Annotated in this window: 20 protein-coding genes; 9 read left to right on the plus strand and 11 right to left on the minus strand. The window is 34.9% G+C overall.

Features of this window, described 5'->3' with window-relative positions; all coding sequences use genetic code 11:
- Positions 1 to 369: 369 nt before the first annotated feature.
- The 3 genes from priA (at position 370) to P9B04_RS00755 (ending at position 5764) form a co-directional block, all read left to right on the plus strand.
- On the plus strand, positions 370 to 2862 hold the full coding sequence (gene priA / locus P9B04_RS00745) for a primosomal protein N' (protein ID WP_342053084.1): 2493 nt from the start codon (positions 370 to 372) through the stop codon (positions 2860 to 2862).
- An 82-nt stretch (positions 2863 to 2944) separates the two neighbouring features.
- Entirely contained in the window at positions 2945 to 5005 is a 2061-nt protein-coding gene (locus tag P9B04_RS00750; protein WP_342053128.1) for a DNA polymerase III subunit gamma/tau, read from the plus strand.
- A 114-nt stretch (positions 5006 to 5119) separates the two neighbouring features.
- A complete protein-coding gene (locus P9B04_RS00755; protein WP_342053085.1) occupies positions 5120 to 5764 on the plus strand; it encodes a histidine phosphatase family protein in 645 nt (214 codons plus the stop codon).
- Positions 5765 to 5840: 76 nt separating this feature from the next.
- Here the strand turns inward: P9B04_RS00755 and ylqF are convergent, their stop codons facing one another.
- Positions 5841 to 6683, minus strand: a complete 843-nt coding sequence (gene ylqF / locus P9B04_RS00760; RefSeq protein ID WP_342053086.1) for a ribosome biogenesis GTPase YlqF — start codon at positions 6681 to 6683, stop codon at positions 5841 to 5843.
- A 47-nt stretch (positions 6684 to 6730) separates the two neighbouring features.
- Between ylqF and recJ the strand changes: the two genes are divergently transcribed.
- The 3 genes from recJ to P9B04_RS00775 all read left to right on the plus strand — a co-directional run bounded on the left by recJ (position 6731) and on the right by P9B04_RS00775 (position 11725).
- The gene (gene recJ / locus P9B04_RS00765; protein WP_342053087.1) at positions 6731 to 8695 is read left to right on the plus strand and encodes a single-stranded-DNA-specific exonuclease RecJ; all 1965 of its coding nucleotides are present in this window, start codon (positions 6731 to 6733) and stop codon (positions 8693 to 8695) included.
- An 86-nt stretch (positions 8696 to 8781) separates the two neighbouring features.
- Positions 8782 to 10119, plus strand: coding sequence for a replicative DNA helicase (dnaB, locus tag P9B04_RS00770; RefSeq protein ID WP_342053088.1), 1338 nt, complete (start codon positions 8782 to 8784; stop codon positions 10117 to 10119).
- Positions 10120 to 10198: 79 nt separating this feature from the next.
- Positions 10199 to 11725 (plus strand): glycosyltransferase family 39 protein, encoded by a 1527-nt coding sequence (locus P9B04_RS00775; protein WP_342053089.1) that lies wholly within the window; start codon positions 10199 to 10201, stop codon positions 11723 to 11725.
- Here P9B04_RS00775 and P9B04_RS00780 read toward each other — a convergent pair.
- The 3 genes from P9B04_RS00780 to sufD all read right to left on the minus strand — a co-directional run bounded on the left by P9B04_RS00780 (position 11717) and on the right by sufD (position 16830).
- Positions 11717 to 13882 carry a glycosyltransferase gene (locus tag P9B04_RS00780; RefSeq protein ID WP_342053090.1) on the minus strand — a complete coding sequence of 722 codons (2166 nt, stop codon included), beginning with the start codon at positions 13880 to 13882 and terminating at the stop codon, positions 11717 to 11719. The two genes, P9B04_RS00775 and P9B04_RS00780, sit on opposite strands and share 9 nt — an antisense overlap.
- 296 nt (positions 13883 to 14178) lie before the next feature.
- On the minus strand, positions 14179 to 15441 hold the full coding sequence (locus P9B04_RS00785) for a SufS family cysteine desulfurase (RefSeq protein ID WP_342053091.1): 1263 nt from the start codon (positions 15439 to 15441) through the stop codon (positions 14179 to 14181).
- A 39-nt stretch (positions 15442 to 15480) separates the two neighbouring features.
- A complete protein-coding gene (sufD, locus tag P9B04_RS00790) occupies positions 15481 to 16830 on the minus strand; it encodes a Fe-S cluster assembly protein SufD (protein ID WP_342053092.1) in 1350 nt (449 codons plus the stop codon).
- A 247-nt stretch (positions 16831 to 17077) separates the two neighbouring features.
- Between sufD and P9B04_RS00795 the strand changes: the two genes are divergently transcribed.
- Positions 17078 to 17794 (plus strand): NnrU family protein, encoded by a 717-nt coding sequence (locus tag P9B04_RS00795; protein ID WP_342053129.1) that lies wholly within the window; start codon positions 17078 to 17080, stop codon positions 17792 to 17794.
- A 68-nt stretch (positions 17795 to 17862) separates the two neighbouring features.
- Positions 17863 to 18306 (plus strand): hypothetical protein, encoded by a 444-nt coding sequence (locus P9B04_RS00800; protein WP_342053093.1) that lies wholly within the window; start codon positions 17863 to 17865, stop codon positions 18304 to 18306.
- 79 nt (positions 18307 to 18385) lie between these two features.
- Here the strand turns inward: P9B04_RS00800 and P9B04_RS00805 are convergent, their stop codons facing one another.
- The 6 genes from P9B04_RS00805 to P9B04_RS00830 all read right to left on the minus strand — a co-directional run bounded on the left by P9B04_RS00805 (position 18386) and on the right by P9B04_RS00830 (position 23948).
- Positions 18386 to 18955, minus strand: coding sequence for a Uma2 family endonuclease (locus tag P9B04_RS00805; protein WP_342053094.1), 570 nt, complete (start codon positions 18953 to 18955; stop codon positions 18386 to 18388).
- Between the two features lie 68 nt (positions 18956 to 19023).
- Complete coding sequence (locus P9B04_RS00810) at positions 19024 to 19722, minus strand: DUF3226 domain-containing protein (RefSeq protein ID WP_342053095.1); 699 nt, start codon at positions 19720 to 19722, stop codon at positions 19024 to 19026.
- Positions 19715 to 20890, minus strand: a complete 1176-nt coding sequence (locus P9B04_RS00815) for an AAA family ATPase (protein ID WP_342053096.1) — start codon at positions 20888 to 20890, stop codon at positions 19715 to 19717. The genes P9B04_RS00810 and P9B04_RS00815 overlap by 8 nt, the downstream gene beginning before the upstream one ends.
- Before the next feature lie 66 nt (positions 20891 to 20956).
- Positions 20957 to 22783 (minus strand): threonine--tRNA ligase, encoded by a 1827-nt coding sequence (gene thrS / locus P9B04_RS00820; protein ID WP_342053097.1) that lies wholly within the window; start codon positions 22781 to 22783, stop codon positions 20957 to 20959.
- 218 nt (positions 22784 to 23001) lie between these two features.
- A complete protein-coding gene (locus tag P9B04_RS00825) occupies positions 23002 to 23613 on the minus strand; it encodes a hypothetical protein (RefSeq protein ID WP_342053098.1) in 612 nt (203 codons plus the stop codon).
- A 38-nt stretch (positions 23614 to 23651) separates the two neighbouring features.
- Complete coding sequence (locus P9B04_RS00830; protein WP_342053099.1) at positions 23652 to 23948, minus strand: hypothetical protein; 297 nt, start codon at positions 23946 to 23948, stop codon at positions 23652 to 23654.
- 63 nt (positions 23949 to 24011) lie between these two features.
- On the opposite strand from P9B04_RS00830, the gene P9B04_RS00835 reads away from it, so the two are divergent.
- Positions 24012 to 24260 (plus strand): hypothetical protein, encoded by a 249-nt coding sequence (locus tag P9B04_RS00835; protein ID WP_342053100.1) that lies wholly within the window; start codon positions 24012 to 24014, stop codon positions 24258 to 24260.
- 335 nt (positions 24261 to 24595) lie between these two features.
- Here the strand turns inward: P9B04_RS00835 and P9B04_RS00840 are convergent, their stop codons facing one another.
- Positions 24596 to 25396: a WecB/TagA/CpsF family glycosyltransferase gene (locus P9B04_RS00840; protein ID WP_342053101.1), complete on the minus strand. Its 801-nt coding sequence runs from the start codon at positions 25394 to 25396 to the stop codon at positions 24596 to 24598.
- Positions 25397 to 25444: the final 48 nt, after the last annotated feature.

A 25444-nucleotide genomic window follows, 5' to 3' on the forward strand; every position in this document is an offset into this window, starting at 1 on the left:
GTCTAGATTTACTATTCTTTCATTTTCTCACACCTCATTCCTGATTGCTATAGATGGCGTAAATCATAACATAGTATTCTATAATTGTCAGAATTGTTAAATAGATGGGCTATAGCGTTTCTCGGACTCATGAGGTACACCTAACTTCTGCCTCCTGCCCCCTGCCTTCTGCCTCAAAGAGATAACTTCTGTACCTCACAAGTATGGGAACTGCTATATATGATTTATTATTCATAGAATAACTATAATTATCTTATTATTGCTAATCATGTTCAAATCTACACTAATCTAACATTAAAGCTCATCACTGCTATCATAATTCCGTGTTAAGTTTTAAGGTAGTTCGTTTAATATTACGTTGCAAAGTCTATGTCTATGTCTTCTGGAAGTTTGCTAGTAACCGAAACAAGATCCTTTTATAAGGTAAAATCTTCACCTAAATGGATCGAAGTTTTAGTTAATTCTCCTTGGAGACAAGAGTTATGTATTTATAGTATTCCTCCTGGATTTATTGTGCAACCTGGAGACATACTTAACGTACCTTTTGGAAAACAAATAATTGGTGGAATTGCTATTAGATATACTAATTGCCTTCCTGAATATCTCAATAAGGATCAAGTTAAAGCTATTGATGATGTAATTTCATCGGGATTTTTTAAGAATAGTTATTTTCAATTATTAGATAAAATTGCTGACTATTATTGTACAAATTTAATGGTTGTAATACAAGCGGCTCTACCTCCTAATCTATTGAGCAAATCTCAACAAAGAATAAGATTAAATATAGAGAATATACCTCCTGGTGCAGAAACATTTTGCCCTCCTGCTGCTGCTAAAATTTTAAAAATGTTACAAGAACAAACAGAAGGAGATTATAGCTATAATTTTTTAAAAAATAAAGTAAAAGGAGCAAAAATAGGTATTAAAGAATTACGGAAAAGAAATTGGATAGAAAGTTATTTTCAAACTCCCACTCCTCCGAAAGCTCAATTTAAAAAAATAGCTATTTTATCTAACAGTTATGCTACTAAGGATATTTCCAAAAGACATCAGCAAATCATACAGCTGATAAAGAATAAAGGAGGACAAATTCTGGTAAGTGAGTTAGTTAAAGAAGCTAAAACGACGATAAAAACAATCAAAAAATTAGAGGAAAGTGATTGCATAATTATCGAAGCTCAAGAAGTGTTGAGACTAGAGCGAGGATTTACTGATATTAGAGATGAATCAAAACAACTTAATCAACACCAAAAAGAAGCATTAGAAGTTATCAACAATTTACAAGGTTATGGAGAAGTTTTATTACATGGAGTAACAGGATCGGGAAAAACAGAAGTCTATTTACAAGCTATTTATCCTCTATTAAAACAGGGTAAATCTGCTCTAATTTTAGTTCCTGAAATTGGTTTAACTCCTCAATTAACGGATCGATTTCGGGCTAGATTTGGTGATCAAGTTTATGTTTATCATAGTAATTTATCAAAAGGGGAAAGATATGATACTTGGCGACAAATGTTACCTGGAGAACCTCAAATTATTATTGGTACCCGATCAGCTATTTTTGCCCCTTTACCTAATTTGGGTTTAATTATCTTGGACGAGGAACACGATTCTAGTTTCAAACAGACTCAAATATCACCTAATTATCACGCAAAAACTGTTGCCAAATGGCGAGGTCAATTAGAAAATTGTCCTGTTATTTTTGGTTCCGCAACCCCTTCTTTAGAAACATGGATTTCTGTTAATAATCCTCAGTTATACTCTCATAATTCTTATTATTTATCTTTGCCTGAAAGAATAGAATTACGGCCTCTTCCTCCTGTCAGTATTATTGATATGAGAGAAGAGTTAAAACAAGGAAATCGCTCTATTTTTAGCCGTCCTTTGCAGGAAGCACTGAGAAGTTTAAAAGAGACAAATAAACAAGCAATTTTATTTGTTAATCGTCGGGGACACAGCACTTTTGTATCTTGTCGTAGTTGCGGTTATGTAATGGAATGCCCTCACTGTGATGTTTCTTTATCCTATCATTATACCCACGAAGGAGCTACAGAATTATTAAGGTGTCATTATTGCAATTATAGTAAAGTTCAGCCTTCAAAATGTCCCGAATGTAACTCACCTTATTTCAAATTTTTTGGTAGTGGAACCCAAAAAGTTACCCAAGCATTAGAAAAAGAATTTCCCGAATTAACTTATATAAGATTTGATAGCGATACTACCAGAAATAAAGGATCTCATCGTCGCTTATTAGATAAATTTTCACGGGGTGAGGCTGATATTTTAGTGGGAACACAAATGTTAACCAAAGGGTTAGATTTAGCGCAAGTTACCTTAGTTGGTATTGTCTCTGCTGATGGGTTATTATATTTATCCGATTACAGAGCAGCAGAAAGAGCTTTTCAAACCTTAACACAAGTAGCAGGAAGAGCAGGAAGAGGGAATGAACCGGGACAGGTTATTATACAAACTTATTCTCCCGAAAATTCTGTTATTCAAGCTGTTAAAAATCATGATTATCATCGTTTTATTAATGAAGAATTACCCCGAAGAGAAGAGTTGAATTTTCCCCCTTACGGACGTTTAATTTTAGTACAATTAAGCAGTTTAGATGCTACAGAAGTAGAAAATACAGCAGAAAAATTAGGAGATTATTTCCACGAAACTATAGGATTAGATTGTGAAATATTGGGACCAGCACCGGCGAGTATTATGAAGGTTGCAAAACGTTATCGCTGGCAAATTTTATTAAAATTTTTACCTGATGCTAGGGTCATTATTCCTGATATGAAAAATTGGCATAAGTTATGTCCTAACTCTGTTAGTTTGAAAATTGATATTGACCCATTGCATATTAATTGATAGTATTATAATACAAATGTTTTAATTTACTAAAGATTACTGTCGGGCATAATAGAAGATCCCTGTGTTAACTGCCGAAATTATGTCATCCTATGAGCCACTTCATCATAAATATCGTCCCCAAACCTTTGCCGATTTAGTGGGACAAGAAGCGATCGCCACAACCCTAAGTAACGCCATCGTTAGCCAACGCATTGCCCCAGCTTACTTATTTACGGGGCCCAGAGGAACTGGGAAGACCTCCAGTGCTAGAATTTTAGCAAAATCCCTCAATTGTATAGCGGTAGAGGCTCCCTCTGCCTCACCCTGCGGTAAATGCGAGGTTTGTCAAGCGATCGCCAGAGGATCGGCCTTGGATGTGATTGAAATAGATGCAGCCAGCAATACAGGGGTGGACAATATTCGAGAAATTATCGAGCGATCGCAGTTTGCTCCGGTACAATGTCGTTATAAAGTTTATGTCATCGATGAATGTCATATGCTAAGTGTGGCGGCTTTTAATGCCTTATTAAAGACCTTAGAAGAACCACCAGAAAGGGTTATTTTTATCTTAGCAACTACCGATCCTCAAAGGGTTTTACCTACTATTATCTCTCGCTGTCAAAGGTTTGATTATCGACGTATTCCTTTAGAAGCGATGGTCATACATTTAACAAAAATTGCTCAAAATGAAAACATCGAAATTGAAGTAGAGGCTTTAACTTTGGTAGCCCAAATTGCTAATGGTGGGTTAAGGGATGCCGAGAGTTTATTGGATCAATTAAGTTTATTATCAGGAAGTATCACATCAGAAAAAGTATGGGATTTAGTAGGGGCAGTTCCTGAGAAAGATTTATTATGTCTACTACAAGCAATAAATTCTAATAATCCAGAAACTGTTATTGAATCTTGTCGGAAATTGATGGACAGAGGGAGAGAACCCCTAGTAGTGTTACAAAATTTAGCAGGTTTTTATCTTAACTTATTAATCGCTAAAACTGCTCCACAAAGGTCTGATTTAGTTGCTGTAACTTCCACTACTTGGAATGATTTATGTGCAGAAGCGCAGCAATGGCAAACTGAAATCATTTTGAGAGGTCAACAAAAGCTTAAAGAAAGCGAAGTTCAATTAAAAAATACCACTCAACCCCGTTTATGGTTAGAAGTTACATTGTTAGGTTTGCTTCCCACTTCTTGTATCCCAGAAGTGATGGTTTCTTCATCGAATATTGCTCCTCAAACTAACAATAATATTCAATCTAAAGCAACTACGTCACCTGCGAACCAAACCAAACCTATAGCTGTTGAAAATTCAGTAAAAAAAGAACAAGAAACCTTACCTAAGGCATCTACATCCATTCCAAAAACTTCAGAATCACCTATTAATAATGATGATATTGATCTAGAACAAATGTGGCAGTTAGTTCTTGGCAAACTTCCTGTGTTATCTTCAGCTTTAATCAAGCAACACGGTCATTTAATTAGTTATAAAAATACAGTTGCAACTGTAGGAATTAAAACCAAAGAACTTTTAAAAGCGGCACAAAATAAACTACCTCAAATAGAATCCGCTTTCCAAGAAGTTGTTGGTCATCAAGTTAGGGTTAATTTACAAGTCGGAAGCAACTCGAGAATAGAATCCAAGTCCCAAGATTTGCCTCCTACTATTCCTTCACAATATAACCAAACTAAACCAGTCAAAAATAATCAAGATTTAGCCAATAGTAAGGAAGATGTTGTTGATCATAAACCTCTAACAAATCCAGATTTAGCTACTAATAGTAATGATCAAAAAGACACAAAGGAAACTACCATAGTTCCTAATATAACTGAGACTGAAGATAATCTTAATGAGGTAAAAGTTTCTGATGATAAAATTCAACAAGTAGCTGAACAATTTGCTAAATTTTTTAAGGGAGAGATTATTAGTAACACTGATTACTCGATTGAGGATGACAATGATTTAGTTACTCATAAATCTGATGTAAACAATAATATGAAAATGTCTGATGATACATTGAACCATTCGACTTCAGAAAAAGTAATAGAGGACAATCTAAGTAACAATGCTTTGGGAAATGACAGTCAAAAAACAACTATCAAACCTAAAAAACTAAGAGGAAGACCAGAAATTACCATCGACGAAGAAGACTTAGAATTTTAACTCTTAAAAAAAATTGATTGTACGCAAAAAAAAGATTATTTTTAGATTCTTGTTGAATAAATTAACTAAATAAGCTACATTATTATCGACACTAAACTATAATTTACAACCTTTATGCCCTCTCCTCAAACCGTTTGGATTGCTCGTCATGGAAACCGCCTTGATTTTGTTAACCCTGACTGGTTTAACACCGCAGAAAGAAGATATGATCCTCCTTTATCAGACGATGGTTTTATTCAGGCCAAACAGTTAGCAAAGCGACTAGAAAAAGGAAACATTGGTCATATTTTTGCCTCTCCTTTTTTGCGAACTATTCAAACAGCTTCCGAAGTAGCCAAAATTGTTGATCTTCCCATAAAATTAGAAGCAGGTATAGGAGAATGGCACAATCCTAATTGGATGAGCGAATATCCTGAAAAACAACCCAGAGAATTACTAGAAAAAAACTATCCTCATATTGATTGGAATTATTCTTCTTATCTGGTTCCTAAATACCCAGAAACAGAAGCAACAATGATGGAAAGAATGACCGCAGTTATTGAAAAATTAGTTAATGATTACCCTGAAGATATTTTATTAGTTGGACACGGAGCTTCTGTGATAGGATTGACCGAAGGATTAACAAAGCAAACCACCACTTTTAAAGCTTCTTTGTGTTGTTTAGTTAAATTAGTAAAAATTAATGACCGATGGGATATAGAATTAGAAGGGGATACCTCCCATCTAAGTGAAACCGAAGAAAAAATACGTTTTGTTTAGGCGTTTATCATTTTTCTAGGAATCATATCCCCTTATTTCCATCTTGGGAAAAGTTTCAAATTAAAACACAAATTAATTAGTCTATAATTTGTGGTAATTCTAAAGGAATTTGTCCCATAATTCCTTTTCTAAAATCATTTAAAATCTGCATTGTTGCTCGCTCTTTATCCCCTTTATATTGTTTGTTTCCTAAAGTTTCGATATATTCCTCTCCTGTTATATTTTGAGGATTGAGTTGATAGCGAGATAACAAAATATTTTCATAATTTAACTCAACTAATAAATCGATTAAAGCCGCTCCAATTTGTTGATTATCGTAGGCTGCCTCCCCAATATCTTCGCAAATAGCTAACTTGACCGCATTATCTTGATTTTCTAACTTCACAGGGATAATTCCGGGTGCATCTAAAAGTTCGAGTGCATCAGAAATTCGTATCCATTTTAACTGACGAGTTACACCAGCGCGTCTAGCACTTGCAACCACCTTACGACCCAATAAACGGTTAATTAAGGCGGATTTTCCTACATTAGGGAAGCCTATGACCACTGCTCGAACCGCACGGGGACGCATTCCTCTTTCCCGTCGTCTTTGGTTCATTTGTACGCCAGCAGCCTGTGCTGCTTTTTTTAAAGATTTAATCCCCTTGCCCTGTTTTGCGTTGGTACAATAAAGCGTCTCTCCTTGACTGCTAAACCAGTCTAACCAACCTTGACGCAGGGATTCTGGTATCATATCAGTTCGGTTTAATACCACTAGTTTTGGTTTCTCCCCTATCCATTGGGGAACGTCTGGATGATGGGATGCGAGGGGAATACGAGCATCTAACACTTCAAAGATCACATCCACACGGTTGAGTTGTTCTTTGAGTTGCCGTTCAGCCTTGGCGATATGACCAGGATACCATTGAATGAGAGGCATAGGAATAATTGTTACAATAGTCTTCTAAAATCATAGGATAAGCTTGAATGAAATTACCAGATCAACGGTGGTATATTGCCTCTCCTAACCCAGAGCAAGTTAAAACATTGGTGGCAGAAACAGGATTGTCTACTTTACTAGCTCAGGTGATTTTAAATCGTGGTATCGATAGTCCAAAATTAGCCCAAGTTTATATTACTCCAGATGTGGAAACTTTGCCAGATCCGTTGGTAGAATTTCCCGATTTGTTACCTAGTATTAAACTCTTAAAAGAAGCCATCGAAACAGGAGAAAAAATTGCTATTTGTGGAGATTATGACGCTGATGGAATGACTAGCACTTCTCTATTATTAAGAGCTTTTAATCATTTAGGGGGAGACGCTTATTATGAAATTCCTAGTCGTATGAAAGACGGTTACGGTATTAACGAAAGAATTGTAGAAAAGTTTGCTGATGAAGGTGTAGGGGTCATTTTAACTGTTGATAATGGTATTTCTGCTTACCATCCTATCAAACGAGCAGTAGAGTTAGGGTTGACTGTTATTATCACAGATCATCACGATTTACCTGAAAAGTTACCCCCTGCTGATGCCATTTTAAACCCTAAATTATTATCCATTCAATCTCCTTATCGGGGTTTAGCTGGTGTAGGAGTTGCCTATATTTTAGCTGTAACTCTTGCTGAAGAATTGAACAAAAGCGAGGACATTGTTGACCCATTATTAGAATTATTTACTTTAGGAACTATTGCCGATCTAGCACCTTTGGTCGGGGTTAATCGTCGTTGGTTAAAAAAGGGATTGAAACAGTTACCTAACTCACAATTAATAGGAATCCAAGCCTTAATGCAAGTGGCAGGAGTTAGCGAAGAACAAAAGCAATTAAAACCTGATGATATTGGTTTTAAATTGGGTCCAAGAATTAATGCAGTAGGGCGAATTGGTGATCCACAAACTGCGATCGAACTATTAACAACCGATGATCCAGGAATCGCTTTAGAAAGAGCCATGCAATGCGAACAAATTAATGCTAAAAGAAAAAGCTTATGTGAAGAAATTGAACAAGAAGCAATAGATTTAATTAAAACAACTCCCATTAATTATAAAAAAGATCGGGTTTTAGTCGTAATTCATCATCAGTGGCATCATGGAGTTATTGGTATTGTTGCTTCTCGTTTAGTAGAACGTTACGGAGTTCCTGTTTTTATTGGTACTTACGAAGAAGATGATCTTAGTAAAATCAGGGGTTCAGCCAGGGGGATTGAAGAGTTTAATATCTTTGAATCTTTGCTATACTGTGATGATTTATTGGGAAAATATGGTGGACACAAAGCCGCTGGAGGGTTCGGTTTAAGAAGCGAAAATTTAATTGCTTTTAGGGAAAGACTGAGTGAATTTGCTCATCAATTATTAGAACCTCATCATCTCAAACCACTTGTTAAAATTGATGGGAAAGCAGATTTTGAACAGTTAAATGCTCACTTGTATGAACATATCGATAGTTTACAACCTTGGGGTATTCAAAACGCTTTCCCTGTATTTTGGACTCCAAATGTAAAAATATTAGAACAAAGAACTGTCGGGAAAAATCATTTAAAATTGGTATTGGCCCAAGATAATGGTGAAGAAATGAGGGCGATCGCTTGGCGGTTTGGTTCCTATTTTCCTTTACCAAAACGGTTAGATATTGCCTATAAATTGACTGAAAATCATTGGAATGGTGATGTTAATATAGAATTAGAAATAGTAGGCGTTCGTTTACCTACTTCTCCTACCATAAAAGCTGAAAATAGTTTTACATATCAGGGAAAAGATTATATTTGTCATTATTCAGAAAAAGAAAAAGAATTAAAAATTAAAAATTATCAAGGAAAAGTTTTAGCAGTTCGCAAAGGACAAAGAACAGGATTGTTAGGAATAAATCGTCAAGAAGCTAAAGAAATTGATGTAACTAAAAAACCATATTTTGATATAATCAAAGAAGCTATGAGGACTTTGAACTTAACTAAGTGATAGTAATTCAAAATTTTATTTAGTACGCAATTACCTAAAGCAGAAAAGTTGCGGTAAAATTAAAATGTTCTATTACTAAGTTAGTTATGGTTATTAGTCAAACTCTTCCCCCTCAAAATATTGAAGCTGAAGAATCTATTTTAGGTGGAATTTTACTCGATTCAGAAGCGATGGGACGGGTGGTAGATCTAATTAGTCCAGAAGCTTTTTATGTGCAGTCTCACAAAGAAATTTATCAAGCGTCTTTAAGGTTATATGGACAAGGGCAACCTACTGACTTTTTAACAGTGAAAAGTTCTTTAGAAGATTATGGTTTATTAGAACAAGTTGGGGGTTTAAATAAGTTAACTCAGTTGTTAGATAGAACAGTTTCCGCAGTAAATATTGACCGCTACGCCGCATTGGTGATGGATAAATATTTACGTCGTCAATTAATTGCAGCCGGTCATGAAATCGTTGATTTAGGGTTTGAAACCAGTCAAGAATTAGAAATCGTTTTAGATGAGTCAGAAAAGAAAATTTTTGCCTTAACTCAAAAGCGTCCCCAAGAAGGGTTAATACCGATTTCTGATACCATTATTAAAACATTTAATGAATTAGAAAAGCTTCAAGAAGAAACTAGTTTGCCTGGTATTGAAAGCGGTTTTTATGATCTAGACGCTATGACAGGAGGACTACAACGTTCCGATTTAATTATAATAGCTGGTCGTCCGTCCATGGGCAAGACGGCGTTCGGACTTGGTATGGCAGCAAATATTGCTAAAAAGTTCAATTTACCTGTAGCAATGTTCAGTTTAGAAATGTCAAAAGAACAGCTTTCTATGCGTTTGTTGGCAGCAGAAGCAGGAATTGAAAGTAATCGTTTACGATCAGGAAGATTTGTGCAAAACGATGTGGAAAAGATTAGCATTGCCATTGGGACATTATCTAATTTACCAATTTATATCGACGATGCTGCTAATATTACTGTTACACAAATCAGGTCCCAGGTTCGCCGTTTGTTAGCAGAAAAAAAAGGGGAGTTTGGCTTAGTTTTAATTGATTATTTGCAATTAATGGAGGGTGCTGGTAGCGAAAATAGAGTCCAAGAATTATCAAAAATAACCCGTTCTTTGAAAGGTTTAGCAAGGGAAATTAAAGCTCCAGTTATTGCTTTATCTCAGTTAAGTCGCGCGGTTGAATCGAGGAATAACAAACGTCCTATGATGTCAGATTTACGGGAAAGTGGTGCTATTGAACAAGATGCAGATTTAATCATGATGTTATATCGAGATGAATACTATAACCCAGATACAGTAGATAGAGGAGTAGCTGAAATTATCTTAACAAAACATCGTAATGGACCCACGGGAACCGTTAGATTATTATTTCAAGCAGAATTGACTAAATTCTTAAATATGCAAACCAGTTCTAATTACTCGTAATTTTTATAATATGAAATATTTTAAATTACCTAGATACTATTACTACTTTTTTTGTCTCGTTATATTGTTTGGTATTTTTTTGAGATTTACCAATATTGAACAAAAAATTTACTGGCATGATGAAATATATACCAGCTTACATATTAGTGGATTTTTTAGTAGTGAATGGAGAAATAATTTATTCACAGGAGAAATTATTGAACCTCAGCAATTACAGTATTATTTACAAAGCCATTCTCACAAAACTTTTACAGATACTGTAAAAGTTTTAGGTATTGAAGATCCTCATCATCCACCTTTATATTATATTTTAGTAAGAGAGTGGCGACACATTTTTGGAGATTCTATTGCAGTTATTAGAAGTTTTTCTGCTTGGAGTAGTTTATTAATATTTCCTGCTATTTATTGGTTGGCTTGGGAATTATTTAAACAACCCATTGTAAGCTGGATATCTGTGGCATTAATTGCTATTTCTCCCTTTCATATTTTATATGCCCAAGAAGCAAGAGAATATGCTTTCTGGACTGTTTTGATTATATTACTAAATGCTAGTTTATTGAGATGTATTGAGTTAACAATATCTAAAGATACACATAGATTTAACTATTATCTTAATTGGATAATCTATACGATTTTAACAATTCTTAGTTTTTACACTTCTTTGTTTACTTTATTTGTAGTTATTGCTCAAATTTTCTATACTTTATTACTAGCTAAATTTAAACTAACTAAATTTATAATTTTTCAAGGATTTTCTTTAATCATTTCTATGATTTTATTTTCTCCTTGGATTATAAGGTTTATTAATAGCTATACACAATATAAATATAGTACAGCGTGGACAAGAGAATTTCATTTTTCTCCTTTCTTTTTACTCAAAACATTGGGATTTAACTTAACTCGTATCTTTGTAGATTTCAGTTTAAAATTAGAACACATATTAACTAATCTAGTAATCTTGATTTGTTCAATTTTACTTTTTATATCTTTATATTTCTTGAAAAAAAACACTTCTAAAGAATCCTGGTTATTTGTTATTATTGTGATGTTTGTTCCCGTATTATGTTTGCTAATCCCTGATATGTTAATAGGGGGAGTTCGCTCTCTTTCCCCCCGTTATTTAATCCCTTTTTATGTTACAGTTCATATAACGATCGCTTATTTGTTAGGTAATCAATTAATCCTACCGCAAATATTCAATACTAAAATTTGGTCAGTGATCACACTAATTATCTTTTCAGTTAGTCTTCTATCTTCCATAATGAATTTGTACAAAGACACTGCTTATACTAAGGTAATTAGTTATAATCTACCCCAAATAGCTAGAATTGTTAATGAGAGTGATTCCCCCTTATTAGTTAGTGATTATCGAAGCTATCATCCTGGTAATATTATGGCATTAAGTTATTTACTCGATGACGATGTTAAATTACAGTTGCTATCAAATACTGATAACTATCAACCTCCTAAAAAGTTTAAAGATATATTCTTTTTAAACCCTCCTAATAACTTAAAAGAAAGCTTACAAGCATCAAAACCAATCAAAGTAAAACGACTATTTCAAGACGATCATCTTTGGTTATATAAGGTTAATTTTTCAGAGTAGTTCTTGTTGTTTTCTTAAAAACTTTGGAGCAACTAAAACTTTAAACATTAACCAAAAGGATTTTAATTCCCCTGGTGTTTGCTTCATTTGCCATTGATCTGAATTTCCATATAAAATTGCAATTAATTGCCTTTCTTCCCGCAAACTAAGATCGTGGAATCTGAGCTTTATTTTTGTTCCCAACCTGTTACCGTTAATTTCCTTAATAACAGCAGCCAGTATAATATTTTCCTTGGGAAACTTTACTTTGATAATTTGATTAGGAAAAAATTGGTTATTTTCAACTTTAATTGTTGCACCCACTTCAGAAAAGTTTTCAATCATTCCAGTTGTATAATAATGAGTATTTGGATTGAATAGATTGACTTTCTTTTTAATGCTTAACCAATGATAAACATCAAATTTCGGCGCATCCACCATTGTATATAATGAGAGGATTAGGATAAATATATTATACAAAATAAATAATCCAATTAATGTTATCCCTCCTACAATTTGTATGTCCATTAGACTGAAATAATCCTTCCACCATAAAATTACACAATAGACAAAACCAAGACAATTTAAACCCAATAAGACGAATATAGGTAAAGCCAATTTTTCATTGAAGATAAATCGGTTTTGTGATAAACCTTTTGGTGTTACTTTAAAACCCTCAGAAAAAGGAGAGAAAAGGACTTTGAACACATTAATACTTAAAGGGATACATTGACTCACTGAATATAAATCAGATATCATTGCAGAGCGGGAATAACGATTAATCCAAGTAAAAGTTTGCCAAGTTAATAGGTAATAGGGTAGACAGTAGGTTAACCATCCAGATAATGTTAATTTCAACGGAATGATTTGAAAACAGATAATTAGTAGGGGAAATAATAAAAACAAAATGCGAGGAATCTCCCCAAACCATTGTATGATTCCCTCAAAATGAGCTAATCTTTGTATGAAAGTTAACCCAGGAATTTTAAAGGGATTAGGTTTAACAAAAAATGATTGAAGAGTTCCCCTACTCCATCTTAATCTTTGGGATAAACGTCCTGATATATTTTCAGGAGCTAATCCTGCACTAAGTTTTTCATCTAAATAAATACATTTATAACCTTTTGCACTCAATTTTATCCCAGTATAATAGTCTTCACTCACTGATTCTGTGACAAAACCTCCTATTTCATCGATACAACTTTTCCTAACAATAAAAGAACTTCCATAACAAATCGCTGTCTCAATGGAATCTCTAATTAACTGATAGTGACGAGAGAAAATTTCTACTTCATCGGTTAACTGATTTTCTAACCCCAAATTTCGTGCAATAGGATCACTGTTATAAAAGTTTTGATTGGTTTGTACCAAAGCAATTTTTGAGTTCTGAAAAAAACCAACAGTTCGAGTTAAAAACTTACTCGCAGGAATAAAATCAGCATCAAAAACAGCGACTAATTCTTCATTTATTTGCTTTAGAGCATTATTTAAATTGCCAGCTTTAGCATGATTATTATTATCTCTCGTGATGTAGTTACAGCCCAACTCTTGGGCTAATTGTCTCATTTCTGGCCGTCTTCCGTCATCCAACAAGTAAATATTTTTTCGAGAGTAATTTATATTTTGACACCCTAAAATTGTTCGTCTAATGATAAATAATGGTTCGTTATATGTTGTAATTAAAATAGCAACAGAGGGAATAAACTTTTGATTAATAACATCTAGAGAAACTTGATCAGCTTGATGGCTGCGATTCTTGACATTTAGCATTAGATAAAGTTGTAAAATAGTGCCAGAGGTAAATAATAATTCTATTCCAAGAAAAAGTATGCTAAAAAACCCATTAGTGAAGTTAGATAAATTTAAAGTGGATACCGTCCGCCAACACAAATAACGAATAATTAATGCCATTAACATAATCGCAATTAATCTTCTTGACCAAGGTTTTTGTTGGGGAGATAACTTAATAATAATCTGAGTAATAATTGCTAAAACAACGGTGGGTAAATATAACTCAATCTTGTCTAGGCTAAGATCTATTATATCTAAGTAGTAAAAGGAGGTAATAGCTATCAAAAAGCCTACTACTGCCGATATTATAGAAAAGGTAGATTGTGGAGATACGTTGCGCCTCATCCCTTGTAATACAGATTCCTGTCGGTTAACGCCTTTAAACATAAATGATTAGATATAAATCAGACTGCTATTTTCATTCTAACCACATAAAAATTAAATTTCGTTGAGAAAGGGATGAGAACTACTTTAAAATAGGGTGCTTAAATTGCTATTGCAAATAAACCAATAATTTAACCAAACTTTCGTACTGAAATGGGGCCTTATGAGAAATTTTAAATCAATGTCTCAATATTCAATAATTTATGAATCTTATGTAAAAACTGTATATTTTTTTACCAAAATCTTGAGTATGAAAAGGTGGGACAATCCCACCCCCAAAAACGCAGGCTATAGATATATTATCCCATGATATTTGTAAAGAAATCAATAGTTTCTTTTAATATCTTGACAAATTGATCAATCTCTTCGTAAGTGTTATAAAAATGTAAACTAACTCTCGCACTTCCTGAAGCTTCAAATAAACGGTGTAACGGTTGAGTACAGTGGTGTCCAGAACGAATAGCAATGCCTTCTTGATCTAAAAGGGTCGAAAGATCGCTTCCGTGTATTCCCTCTACATTAAACGCTGCTAGAGAAGCTCTTCCTTTTCCTTCCTTGCTAGGCAAGGGCCCATAAACCCTTATATTAGGAACCTCAGCTAGTTTTTTAAATAAATGTGCGGTTAACTCTTGTTCATAATCATGGATTTTATCCATACCAATACTGGTTAAATAATCAACCGCCGCACCCAATGCGATCGCTTCACCAATAGCGGGGGTTCCTGCTTCAAATTTATGGGGTAATTCTCCACAAGTAAAACCATCAAAAAATACCTCGTTGATCATTTCTCCTCCCCCTAAAAAGGGAGGCATTTCTTCGAGAATTGCCTGTTTACCATACAAAAAGCCTACTCCGGATGGTCCGCACATTTTGTGCCCACTAGCTACTAACCAATCGCAATCCATTTTTTGTACATCTATAGCCATGTGAGGGACGCTTTGACAAGCATCAACTAATACTTTCACTCCTTTTTCGTGGGCTAGTTGGATGACTTCTTCAACAGGATTTATACAGCCTAAAGTGTTAGAAACATGAACTAGAGCAACTAATTTTGTTTTCTCGGATAATAAAGCTTTAAACTCTTCTAGATCAAAGTCTTCATTCTCTGTCAAAGGCACATATTTAATCACCGCACCGGTTTGCTTAGCAATGATTTGCCAAGGCACAAAATTACTGTGATGTTCCATCACCGAGGTAATAATTTCATCCCCTGGTTGAAGATGATTTAAACCCCAACTGTAAGCTACTAAGTTAATAGCTTCTGTGGCATTTCTAGTAAAGATAATTTCCTGGCGAGATGCGGCATTAACAAATTTTGCTAACTTATCTCTTGAGCCTTCGTAACCTTCTGTTGCCCTAATACTTAAACTGTGTGCGCCTCTATGAACGTTAGCATTATCCTTTTCGTAATAATGACTTAGAGCATCCAGTACCGCTAAGGGCTTTTGAGATGTGGCTGCACTGTCTAAATAAATTAGGGGTTTGCCGTGAATTTCTTGGTGCAAAATGGGGAAATCTGCACGGATTTCTGAGGCGAGGGTTTTTTCTTGAATGGCAGTCATAATTAAAATCAGAAGTATTGCTATATTTTATGGTTAAATTTATGCTTCGGTGGTACGAGAAACCACAAACTGAGTTAGTCTTTTTTGCAGAGATTTAAAGGGTATCCTCTCTAAAATTTCTGCGGCAAAAGCATCGATTAAAAGATGGCGCGCATCAGCTTCGTTTAAGCCTCGACTTTGTAGGTAAAAAAGTTCGTCGGCTTCTAATTGACTAATGGTTGCGCCATGAGAACATTTAACATTGTCGGCGGTAATTTGTAGTTCTGGCTTAGTATTTATTTTGGCTTTAGGTGATAGTAATAGGTTGCGGTTTAGCTGAGTTGCCTGGGTTATTTGCGCTGGTTTAGGGACGAAGATTTTGCCGTTAAATACTCCATGAGCTTTATCATCCATAATACATTTATGTAATTGATGGGTAACTCCGTAAGGATGATTCAAACAAACAGCCGTGTGGGTATCAGAAACCTGTTCATTACTAATCATGGTTAAACCGTTGAGATTGCTTTCGGTTTGGGTTCCATTTTGATGAATTTGTAGGCTATGACGGGATACTTTTGCCCCTAGATTTACTTCGTTACAGGTATAGTGACTGTCTTGATTTTGAGTAATAGCACTTCTACCGATATGGAAGCTCTTTTGAGCATCTTTTTGGATACGATTATGGTTAATTCGGGCATTACTATCTAACCAAATTTCCGTCACCGAATTGGTAAAATAGGGCTGGTTTTCTTCTGTGTTTAAACCCTGTTCCTTGATCGTGGCGTAATATTCCACAAAAGAAGCATTAGCTCCCGTTTCTGCTATTACTAAAGTACGGGGTTGGAGCAACATCGGGGTTTCATTTTCTACTGTCAGAAATAACACCATAATAGGATTTTCTACAGTAATATTTTTCTTGATCCAAATCACTGCAACATCGGTTAAACCTGCAGTGTTTAAGGCGGTAAATGCGTCTTTTTCCCCTTCTTGTTTCGCCAAATACTTGACAACTTCGCTTTTTTTTGGGTCTGGTAATTGGCTTAAGTCACCAACATAAATATCTTCAGGTAGTGCAGATACGTTGGATAAATGGGAGGCGTATTTTCCGTTGACAAAAACAAGGTAACTTTGTTTGGCTTCGGGTAAAATAAATTCTTCAATGACACTTTCATCAACCGTGTCAGGTGTCCCCGATTTAAATTCTAATTGATATAACTTCGAGAGATCCGTAAACCGCCATTCCTCGTCTTTTTTCGTGGGGAGGGTTAACTCTTGCACTTGAGCAACAGCATTTTTTCTTAAGGTATGGAGATATTCAGCATCAATGATAGGAGAATTGGCTTGACACTGTTTTAAGAGATGATTGAGATAATTTTCTAAACCGTTCGTCTCGAATGTTCGGGTATTCATGCAGGTAAGGTCAATAATCGGCAGTTACAGTCTCTCTTGATACGGGTTGTGTCTACAATTCGACATTGACAAATGGGGTCAAGCAACCTGGATCTATGATCTATACTACAATACTTTAGCAACATTTTTGTTGTTAAAGTTGCTTTTTGATCTATATGCAACCTGACGTTATGATTGCTATAGGAATAAACCCATAGTTTTAGCAGGACTATGGGTGAATTATTTATCATCAGGAAATATCAATAATATGGGACTACCAGCCTGGTTAACCCCTAGTCACGGAATTATACTAATATTGTTGTTAGGATTTGCCATCGCTCACAGTGGACTAGCCGCTCTACGATCTTGGGGAGAAGAAAAAATTGGCGCAAGATTGTATCGAGTTTTGTTTGCTTTGGTGAGCATTCCTTTTGCAACCATTTTAATTGTCTATTTTTTTAATCACCGTTACGACGGACTAATGTTGTGGCACGTCCAAGCTATTCCAGGGGTTAAAGGAATTGTTTGGGGATTATCTCTTGTGTCATTTTTGTTCCTTTATCCCGCTACTTTTAATCTTCTAGAAATTGCTGCGATCGCTAAACCTCAAGTCCATCTCTACGAAACCGGCATTTTACGCATTTGTCGTCATCCCCAAATGGTGGGACAGGTTATCTGGTGTATTGCCCATACGTTGTGGTTAGGAACAACTTTTACTTTAGTTACTTCCTTGGGTTTAATCGCCCACCACATATTTGCGGTGTGGCACGGAGATTATCGCCTCAAAAAACGCTACGGAGACGCTTTTCTTAAGGTGAAGGAGCGAACCTCTATTATCCCTTTTTTAGCTATCTTAGAGGGTCGTCAAACCCTGGAATGGCAAGAATTTTTAAAACCTGCCTATGTGGGTGTTTTAGGGTTTGTGGCTCTATTTTGGTGGGGTCATCCCTGGTTAATGCAGGTTACAGCTAGGGTGCCTTGGTAAAATGGAATTAAAAAAATTTCTATATAGAATTAAGTTATATGTGAAATTACCGAGGAGAAAAATTCAACATGACGACAGAACCTCAAGTCCCTCAAGAGAATGCTATCACCCCTACGGAAACCGACGAAACACCTATTACTCCCGAGGTTGTTTCTGACGAACCATCTCCAAACCCTAGCGAGATTCAGAAGGAAACCACTGCGCTGATTGATGCCATCAGGAGTAAAGCCTTAAACGAAGCCAAAGAAGCTGGAGAATTAGCCCGTGAGAACTATTTAGACACAGTTCGTCGCATTCGTCAAGATATTGAGGATCGTAAATTATTCGATCCCCAACGCATTGATGAGGCAGTTAAGTACATTCAAAAAGAGGTGGAAAAAGATTGGGACGGTATTGTTAAAGAATGGAACAGTGTCGTTAAAGAAGTTAGTAGTTTCGGCGATCGCTTGAATGAAGCGGCAAAAGCTGCCTGGGAAATTTTAACTGCACCTTCTAAAGATAAGAGTAGTTAAGTGTAGTGTTTTTCGTTAGGTTTGCAACGTAATAACTAACATTTTTTAGGTGGGCTATGCTCACCTAAATTTTAGGTAATTATAAAGCAACTTTGTGATAAATGTCATCGAATTCTAAAGGTAGATTGCCTAATTGTAGTTCTATCGCTTTATCTTCTTCGTGAAATTCTTGAAATAACCATTTTTTTTCCTCAGTTTTAGTAAACTTTTCTCCATAAATTTTGGTCTGACTGACTAACATATATTCAGAGAAAGTGGCAATGGTTCGGTAAGCAGAAAATTTACCTTCTTTATCATAATTTTCTGTGGAAGGGGATAATACTTCAATAATTAAACTAGGATTTAAAATAGTATCCTTACGGTTTTCATAATAAATAGGATCTCCTTTAATGACCATTATATCTGGATAAGTAAAACTATTTTTTTCGGGTATCCAGAGACGAACATCTCCCATATAAACCCGATAATCTTGCTTTTTGAAAGCATAATTAAGTTCTGTAGTGATATTCACTGCAATTTGATTGTGATTTACTGTTCCACCTGCCATTGGAATAATTTTCCCGTTAATATATTCATTTTTACAAAGAGCTTTCTCTTCTTGTTTTAAGTAATCTTCAATTGATAATTGTTTAGAGATAGTTGCTTGCATAACTTTTATATCACTAATACTTTATATATTATAGCAAATTTCATGAAGAGAAAATATTATATTTATGTTTATATTTCTGTCTTAAATAGTGCTAAAAAATTTTTTAAGTCTTTTAGAATAGGATGTTCAAAGTCCCAGATGTTAGATTTATGTTCCATAATATACCCAAAATTACTCATACCGCATTTCCTTCCTGCTTGTTTTTGTTCATTTTTTGAACAAGTGTCGTATCGTAGGTAGATACTGACCCAAAATTTATCAAAATCTTTATTTGTAATTTTATGACCTTTATTTGTTAAACATTTTCTCCAGTCATTTAAACACTCAGCATGAGGATTATCTTTAGTTTTAATTGCTTTTAAAACAGTTTCTAATTCTCCTTGGTTATCTACATTAGTAAAATAACAAGCAATTTCTATTTCAGTTACATCGTCTATGGTTAGTTTAATTAATTCGCTAGTATTGTTTAAAGCTTCAGGATTATCGAAAACATTTTTGATACAATTATTAACCATTTCTAATCTTCTATCAGTTCCTTGGTCATCAATATCAATAACAATGCCAATTTTCTCGATTCCTCTCTCGATAAGACTTGCTTTTAAGTCTTCCAATACTATAGTGAGTTTAGCTTGATCTAAACCTTTCAATTCTTCATAGTCATCAACAAAAATAGGTGGATCAACTTGAATATCAGAATTTATATGCTTAATTAAGGCTTCAAGAAATATTTTATCATTTTTGCTTTCTACAATTAAAATATTACTCACCTCTAACCTCCTTTCCATGTTCAATTGCATAATCTAAGGTTTCTAATTCTCTTTTAATCCCAATAATTTTACTCGTTTTATAATGTTTTGTCATGGTAAAATATGAACCACTGTCAGCGTAATGGTTAAGTCCAATATCCCTAAATGCTTGAATCATTTCTAAACTATGAGTCGTAGCAAATATTTGCACATCAAGTTCTTTGGAAATCTCAAATAATGCTTTCCAAAAGTCTCTATGACTTGTATAATGAATCCCATTTTCTATTTCATCAATTAAAATTATACTACTCTCATTATTAAGTATTTTTACCATAATTTCAATAGCTCTGTTGATAGCGTCTCCGAACATTGATATTGGCAAAAATTGTTCATTTTCTCGTTTCAAGTATAAAATCGGCTCTCGAATGCTAAATATTTTAATTTCTTGTATTTTAGGATCTATTCTTTGTAAAATATTTATTAGATGATGCCCTCTATTTTTTAATTCTACATTGCTATACTCTTTGATTATTTCTATTTTATTTAGTCTAAATGAAGCTGATATGTACTGTATCATTAGATCTATTTTGGAAGCAGAAATAAATTCTTTAAAATCGTATTTGCTTTTTATTGTTTGTGTAATAGAAAATTTATTTAGAATAGACATTGGCTTTAACAATACCTCTATATCTAATTTAATTCCTTCACCAATCGAATTTGCCATCCGTAACAAATATTTATCAATTCCTAGATGATCAGCTTGTAATTCAATGGTTAGATATTGACTATAATTAAGAGCTTCCAAAACTGTATTAGATTTTAATGATTTTTGGTCTTTTTCTGAAACCTTAAAATTTGAATTTAATTGTAAATTTGCTGACAATAATAGCACTTGTTGGTGTCCAAATGACTTGATTGTAACTTTTGCATACTTCTCAGTTTGATTATTAAAAAATAAAGCATCCCAGGTTTTCTCGGGGTAAGATGTAGAATAATGTAAAGAATCATCTCTAAGCTTTGTCAAAAACAAGATCATATCAGGTTGAGGAGACTGATTAATAGCGATCGCTTCTAATAAAGCAGTTTTACCTGAATTATTTTTACCACCAATTAAATTAACTCGTTCAAACCCTTCAATTTTTGTATGTTCAAAACATCTAAAATTTTCTATTTCAATATCATTTATCATTGTTTTTTCCTCCTGAAAGTTTCATCAAAGTTAATCAAATAGGGTGAGCAATGCCCACCCAAACGGTTAAAAATTGCTATGATTAGCGATAGCATCACTTAACTTTTCTATCACATCATCAACGATCATTGTTCCTAACTCTCCTGATGCACGAGTGCGAATACTCAAGGCATTTTCTTCGATTTCTTTTGCTCCCACAACTGCCATAACAGGAATCTTTTGTTTCTCCCCATTACGAATCATTTTACCGAGTCTTTCTCCTGATGTATCTGCTTCTGCACGAATGCCTAAACTTTGCATTTTTTGTGCCACATTTTTTACATAATCAAGTTGTACATCACTAACAGGTAAAAGACGCACTTGAATAGGTGCTAACCACAAAGGAAAATCTCCCGCATACTCTTCGATTAAAATGCCAATTAAACGCTCTAACGAACCAAAAGGTGCGCGGTGAATCATCACTGGACGTTCACGGTTTCCTTCCTCTCCCACATATTCTAACTCGAATCTTTCAGGGAGATTATAGTCAACTTGAACCGTTCCCAGTTGCCATTCTCTTTCTAAAGCATCTCGAAAAATAAAGTCTAGTTTTGGACCATAAAATGCCGCTTCTCCTTCCGCTTCAAAATAGTCCATTTCCAAAGTTTGAACCGCTCGACGGATAGCATTTTGTGCCTTTTCCCACGCTTCATTTGAGCCAATATATTTATCAGAGTTGGGGTCACGAAAACTTAATCTTGCTTTAAAATTTTTCAGTTGTAAACTTCTAAATACTTTCAAAATTAAATCTACCACATTGAGAAATTCATCATCTAATTGATTGGGAGTAACAAACAAATGAGAATCATCAACAGTAAACCCACGAACACGGGTTAAACCCCCTAACTCTCCTGATTGTTCATAACGATAAACCGTGCCAAATTCTGCTAGTCTCATCGGTAAATCACGATAAGATCGTAACTCACTTTTATAAATTTGGATATGAAAAGGACAGTTCATTGGTTTAAGAACAAACCCCATTTCTGAAGTTTTTGCTTCCTCATTTTCTGCCATCATAGGAAACATATCTTCCTTATAATTTTGCCAGTGACCAGAAATTTTAAACAAGTCCACCCGTCCAATATGAGGAGTCACCACGGGAAGATAACCCCGTTTCAGTTGTTCTTGCTTCAAAAAGTCTTCTAAGGTTGACCGAATAATGGTTCCTTTGGGAGTCCACAGGGGTAAACCAGGTCCCACGGGGTCAGAAAAAATAAATAACCCCAACTCTTTCCCTAACCTACGATGATCACGCTTTAACGCTTCTTCCTTGCGTCGTTTATACTCAGCTAACTGTTCCGGGGTTTCCCACGCAGTTCCATAGATGCGTTGGAGTTGCGCTTTAGTTTCATCTCCTCGCCAATATGCACCGGCCACGGACTCAATGTCAAACGCTTTGGGGTGTAATTCTCCCGTGGTTTCTAGATGGGGACCAGCGCAAAGATCCCACCATTTATCCCCTAAATGATAGAGGGTGATGGGTGGTTCCAAACCTTCCAGGATTTCCAGTTTATAGGGTTCCTGAAGCTCAGTAATACGTTTTTTGGCTTCTTCGGGGGAAACTTCTTCACGGATGACAGGATACTTCTTTTTGATGATTTTGATCATCTCTTTTTTAATCGCTTTTAAGTCTTTATCCGTGAAAGGTTCAGGAACATCGAAGTCGTAGTAAAAACCGGTTTCTGTCCAAGGGCCGATGGTAACTTGCGCTTTGGGAAATAATTTCTGCACGGCCATGGCCATGACATGGGATGCAGTGTGACGGATACGTTTAAGTTTATCAGATTCGCTGGTGCGCGGTAGTTTGATGGGTTGTTGTTCCGATACTTCGGGTGATGCTGCTTGTTTAACCATTCACATTCATACAATAACTCTTTATCTAGTTTATTGTGTCTCAGGGAATGGGGAGTGTGGGGAGTTTGGGGAGACTGGGAGGGTTGGGGAGTGTGAGGAGTTTGGGGAGACGGGGAGTTAAACGTAATTTTTTTGTTAACGATCGCATCTATTTTGAGAACTCTTACCTTCGCGCAACAGCTAGAAACCATTACTTCCCTTAGAGATCGCCATATTTATTAAAAATTAAAAATCTCGCTCAAATATATATTTGTTTTTAAGATCACAGGACGATCTGATATTGTTGTAAATAGTTCAATTTCTATATCCATACAATAATCATAGTTATATCTATCTCTGTCGCTGATTTTTAAATTATAATTCGATAAATCAACTAATAAATTAACCATTCCTGGACCTCTAACAATAATATCATCAGTTGAAGTTTGTATCATCATATTTGTGTTTTCTGGATCAATATCCTCGGAAAAAATACTAATAGAATACTCTCTAGTTAAAGTATAATCATCTTCCCGATTGACAAATTTTTCTAGATCATGTTCAGTAATATAAATAGTTCCTTTACAACGATGAAATGGAATGGCAAGTCTAGTTTCACTTTTAGGATTTATATAAATTTCTAGTTTAAGTTCTTGTTTATTTCGTCTAATTTCTTTGTAAACGATTTCAACATCAGGTAACTTTTCAATAGGAGAAAGCAACAAAATTAAATCAGAACGACGTGCTGATCTAACTCTAGTACCTTCTCTCCAGGGAACCTCATTAAAATTATGATCTTTTTGATTTTTAACAACAAAAGGACTGCGATCTGTTTCAAATCCTAACGCCAAAACAATCTTGTCATCTATATAAACATTAACAGGTAGTGTTATTTAGGAGCAAGTTCGATAAAATATTTTTGTAGAGAAGGATACCAATTAGCTAAATCAATATTGTTATTAAATCCTGGTATTTTATTCGTTTCTGATTTTTCATCAATACCAATTAACCATAATATATTTTCTCCTCTAGCTGTATTTGCGTGTCCAGCAATACGACGGGCAATTTTTGCATTGGGTTCGGGTAATTCTGTTTTTAATTCAACTAAATCATCTTCTTGATACTTACCTGATTTAACCATATCAATAACATTTAATGCCCAGATTTCTAGTTGTCTTGGATTCATAGTAATATCTTTATACCTCTCAATTAATTATGGTGTATACTATCAGTATCAGGAGTTTAACTTATGAACGAACCAACGACCGTTACTTATGACCTAACAGACATTCTGAAGCGCATTGAGAACAAGTTAGACACCATGCAAAAAGACCTCACGGATCTAAAAGTAGGACAAGCAAGATTAGAGGAAAAAGTAGATGGTTTAGGAAAAAGATTAGATTATCAAGAGTTTATTAATCGCGGTGTTATAATTGGTTTAATTGTTGCTTTATTAGGAGGTTTAGCCAAGATGTTTGGGTGGATAGGTAACCCCTAGAAAATCTGGTGCGTTACGGCATAATAAAAATTATAGCTGATTCCAAAAAGTCCTAATTAGCTTAACTCACCCTACTTGATTATTTATAAAAGCCTCTTAAGCACTTTAACTGTCATTCCTGAACCTTTAATAATTGCCCTCATTGTATAACTATTAAAGTGATTACATTTCGCATTAAAGCTAAAATAGAATCAGTTTATCTAAACACCATATCTTTTTGTCCCATACTCGAAATGCTACGACCAATTACTCAAACAATTACTCAAATCATTCAATTAACTATCAGAGGTTTCAGTTAGGATTAGACTTCCAACCCTAACAAACATAGTTTCTCCCTACTTAATCTCTTCTTTCTTAGAAAAATTAAACTTTCTTGAAAATAGAGATCTCCTTTTAATTGTTGAGGTAATTCTTTGACGCAAAATTAAAGCAAAGAAAGGCATACTTTCAACTAAATAGCGTTTCCAGAGTCGTTGCGGTTCAGATAGTAAACGGTATAACCACTCTAAACCTGCTTCACTCATCCATTGGGGAGAACGATTTTTGTAACCTGCTTCAAAGTCAATAGTAGCACCGATCGCTAAAAATATTCTCACTTCTGGTAATTGCTGCTTATAGTAATTAATCCATTTTTCTTGTTTTGGCGCACCCAAACCTACAGCAACCACTGTCGCCTTAGATGCTTTAATTTTTTTTATAATTTCTTGGCATTCTTCCTCATTTTTCTCGAATCCAAATGTAGGAGAATAACAATCTACGATAATATTTCTACCTACTTTTTGATTAATTTTTTCTTGAGCTATTTTTGCAACTCCTTCTTGAGCTCCCAAAAGAAAGATGGTAATATCCTCGTTGTCTTTATGATATTCATAAAAAGCAGGAAACAAGTCTGAGCCTGAAATCTTTTCTCGAATGGGTGTCCCCAAAAAGTGCGAAGCAAACTGAACAATTTTACTATCACAAACCCGATAATCAGACTCTTGATACACTTCCCGTAACTCAGCATCCTTACGGAGTTTCATCAGATGATCTACATTGGGTGTAACCACAACTCCACCTTTACGGGTAAGGGATTTTAGTAATTCTTGCGTTGAAAGGTTGTCAATCTTGACATCCAGAATGTTGATGGTTTTCATGCTATGCGTTTAACTTATCGTTGTTCGTCCCTTGCCTCATTATGCGCC

Source organism: Crocosphaera sp. Alani8, assembly GCF_038442745.1.
In the GTDB taxonomy this organism is placed as follows: Bacteria; Cyanobacteriota; Cyanobacteriia; order Cyanobacteriales; family Microcystaceae; genus Crocosphaera.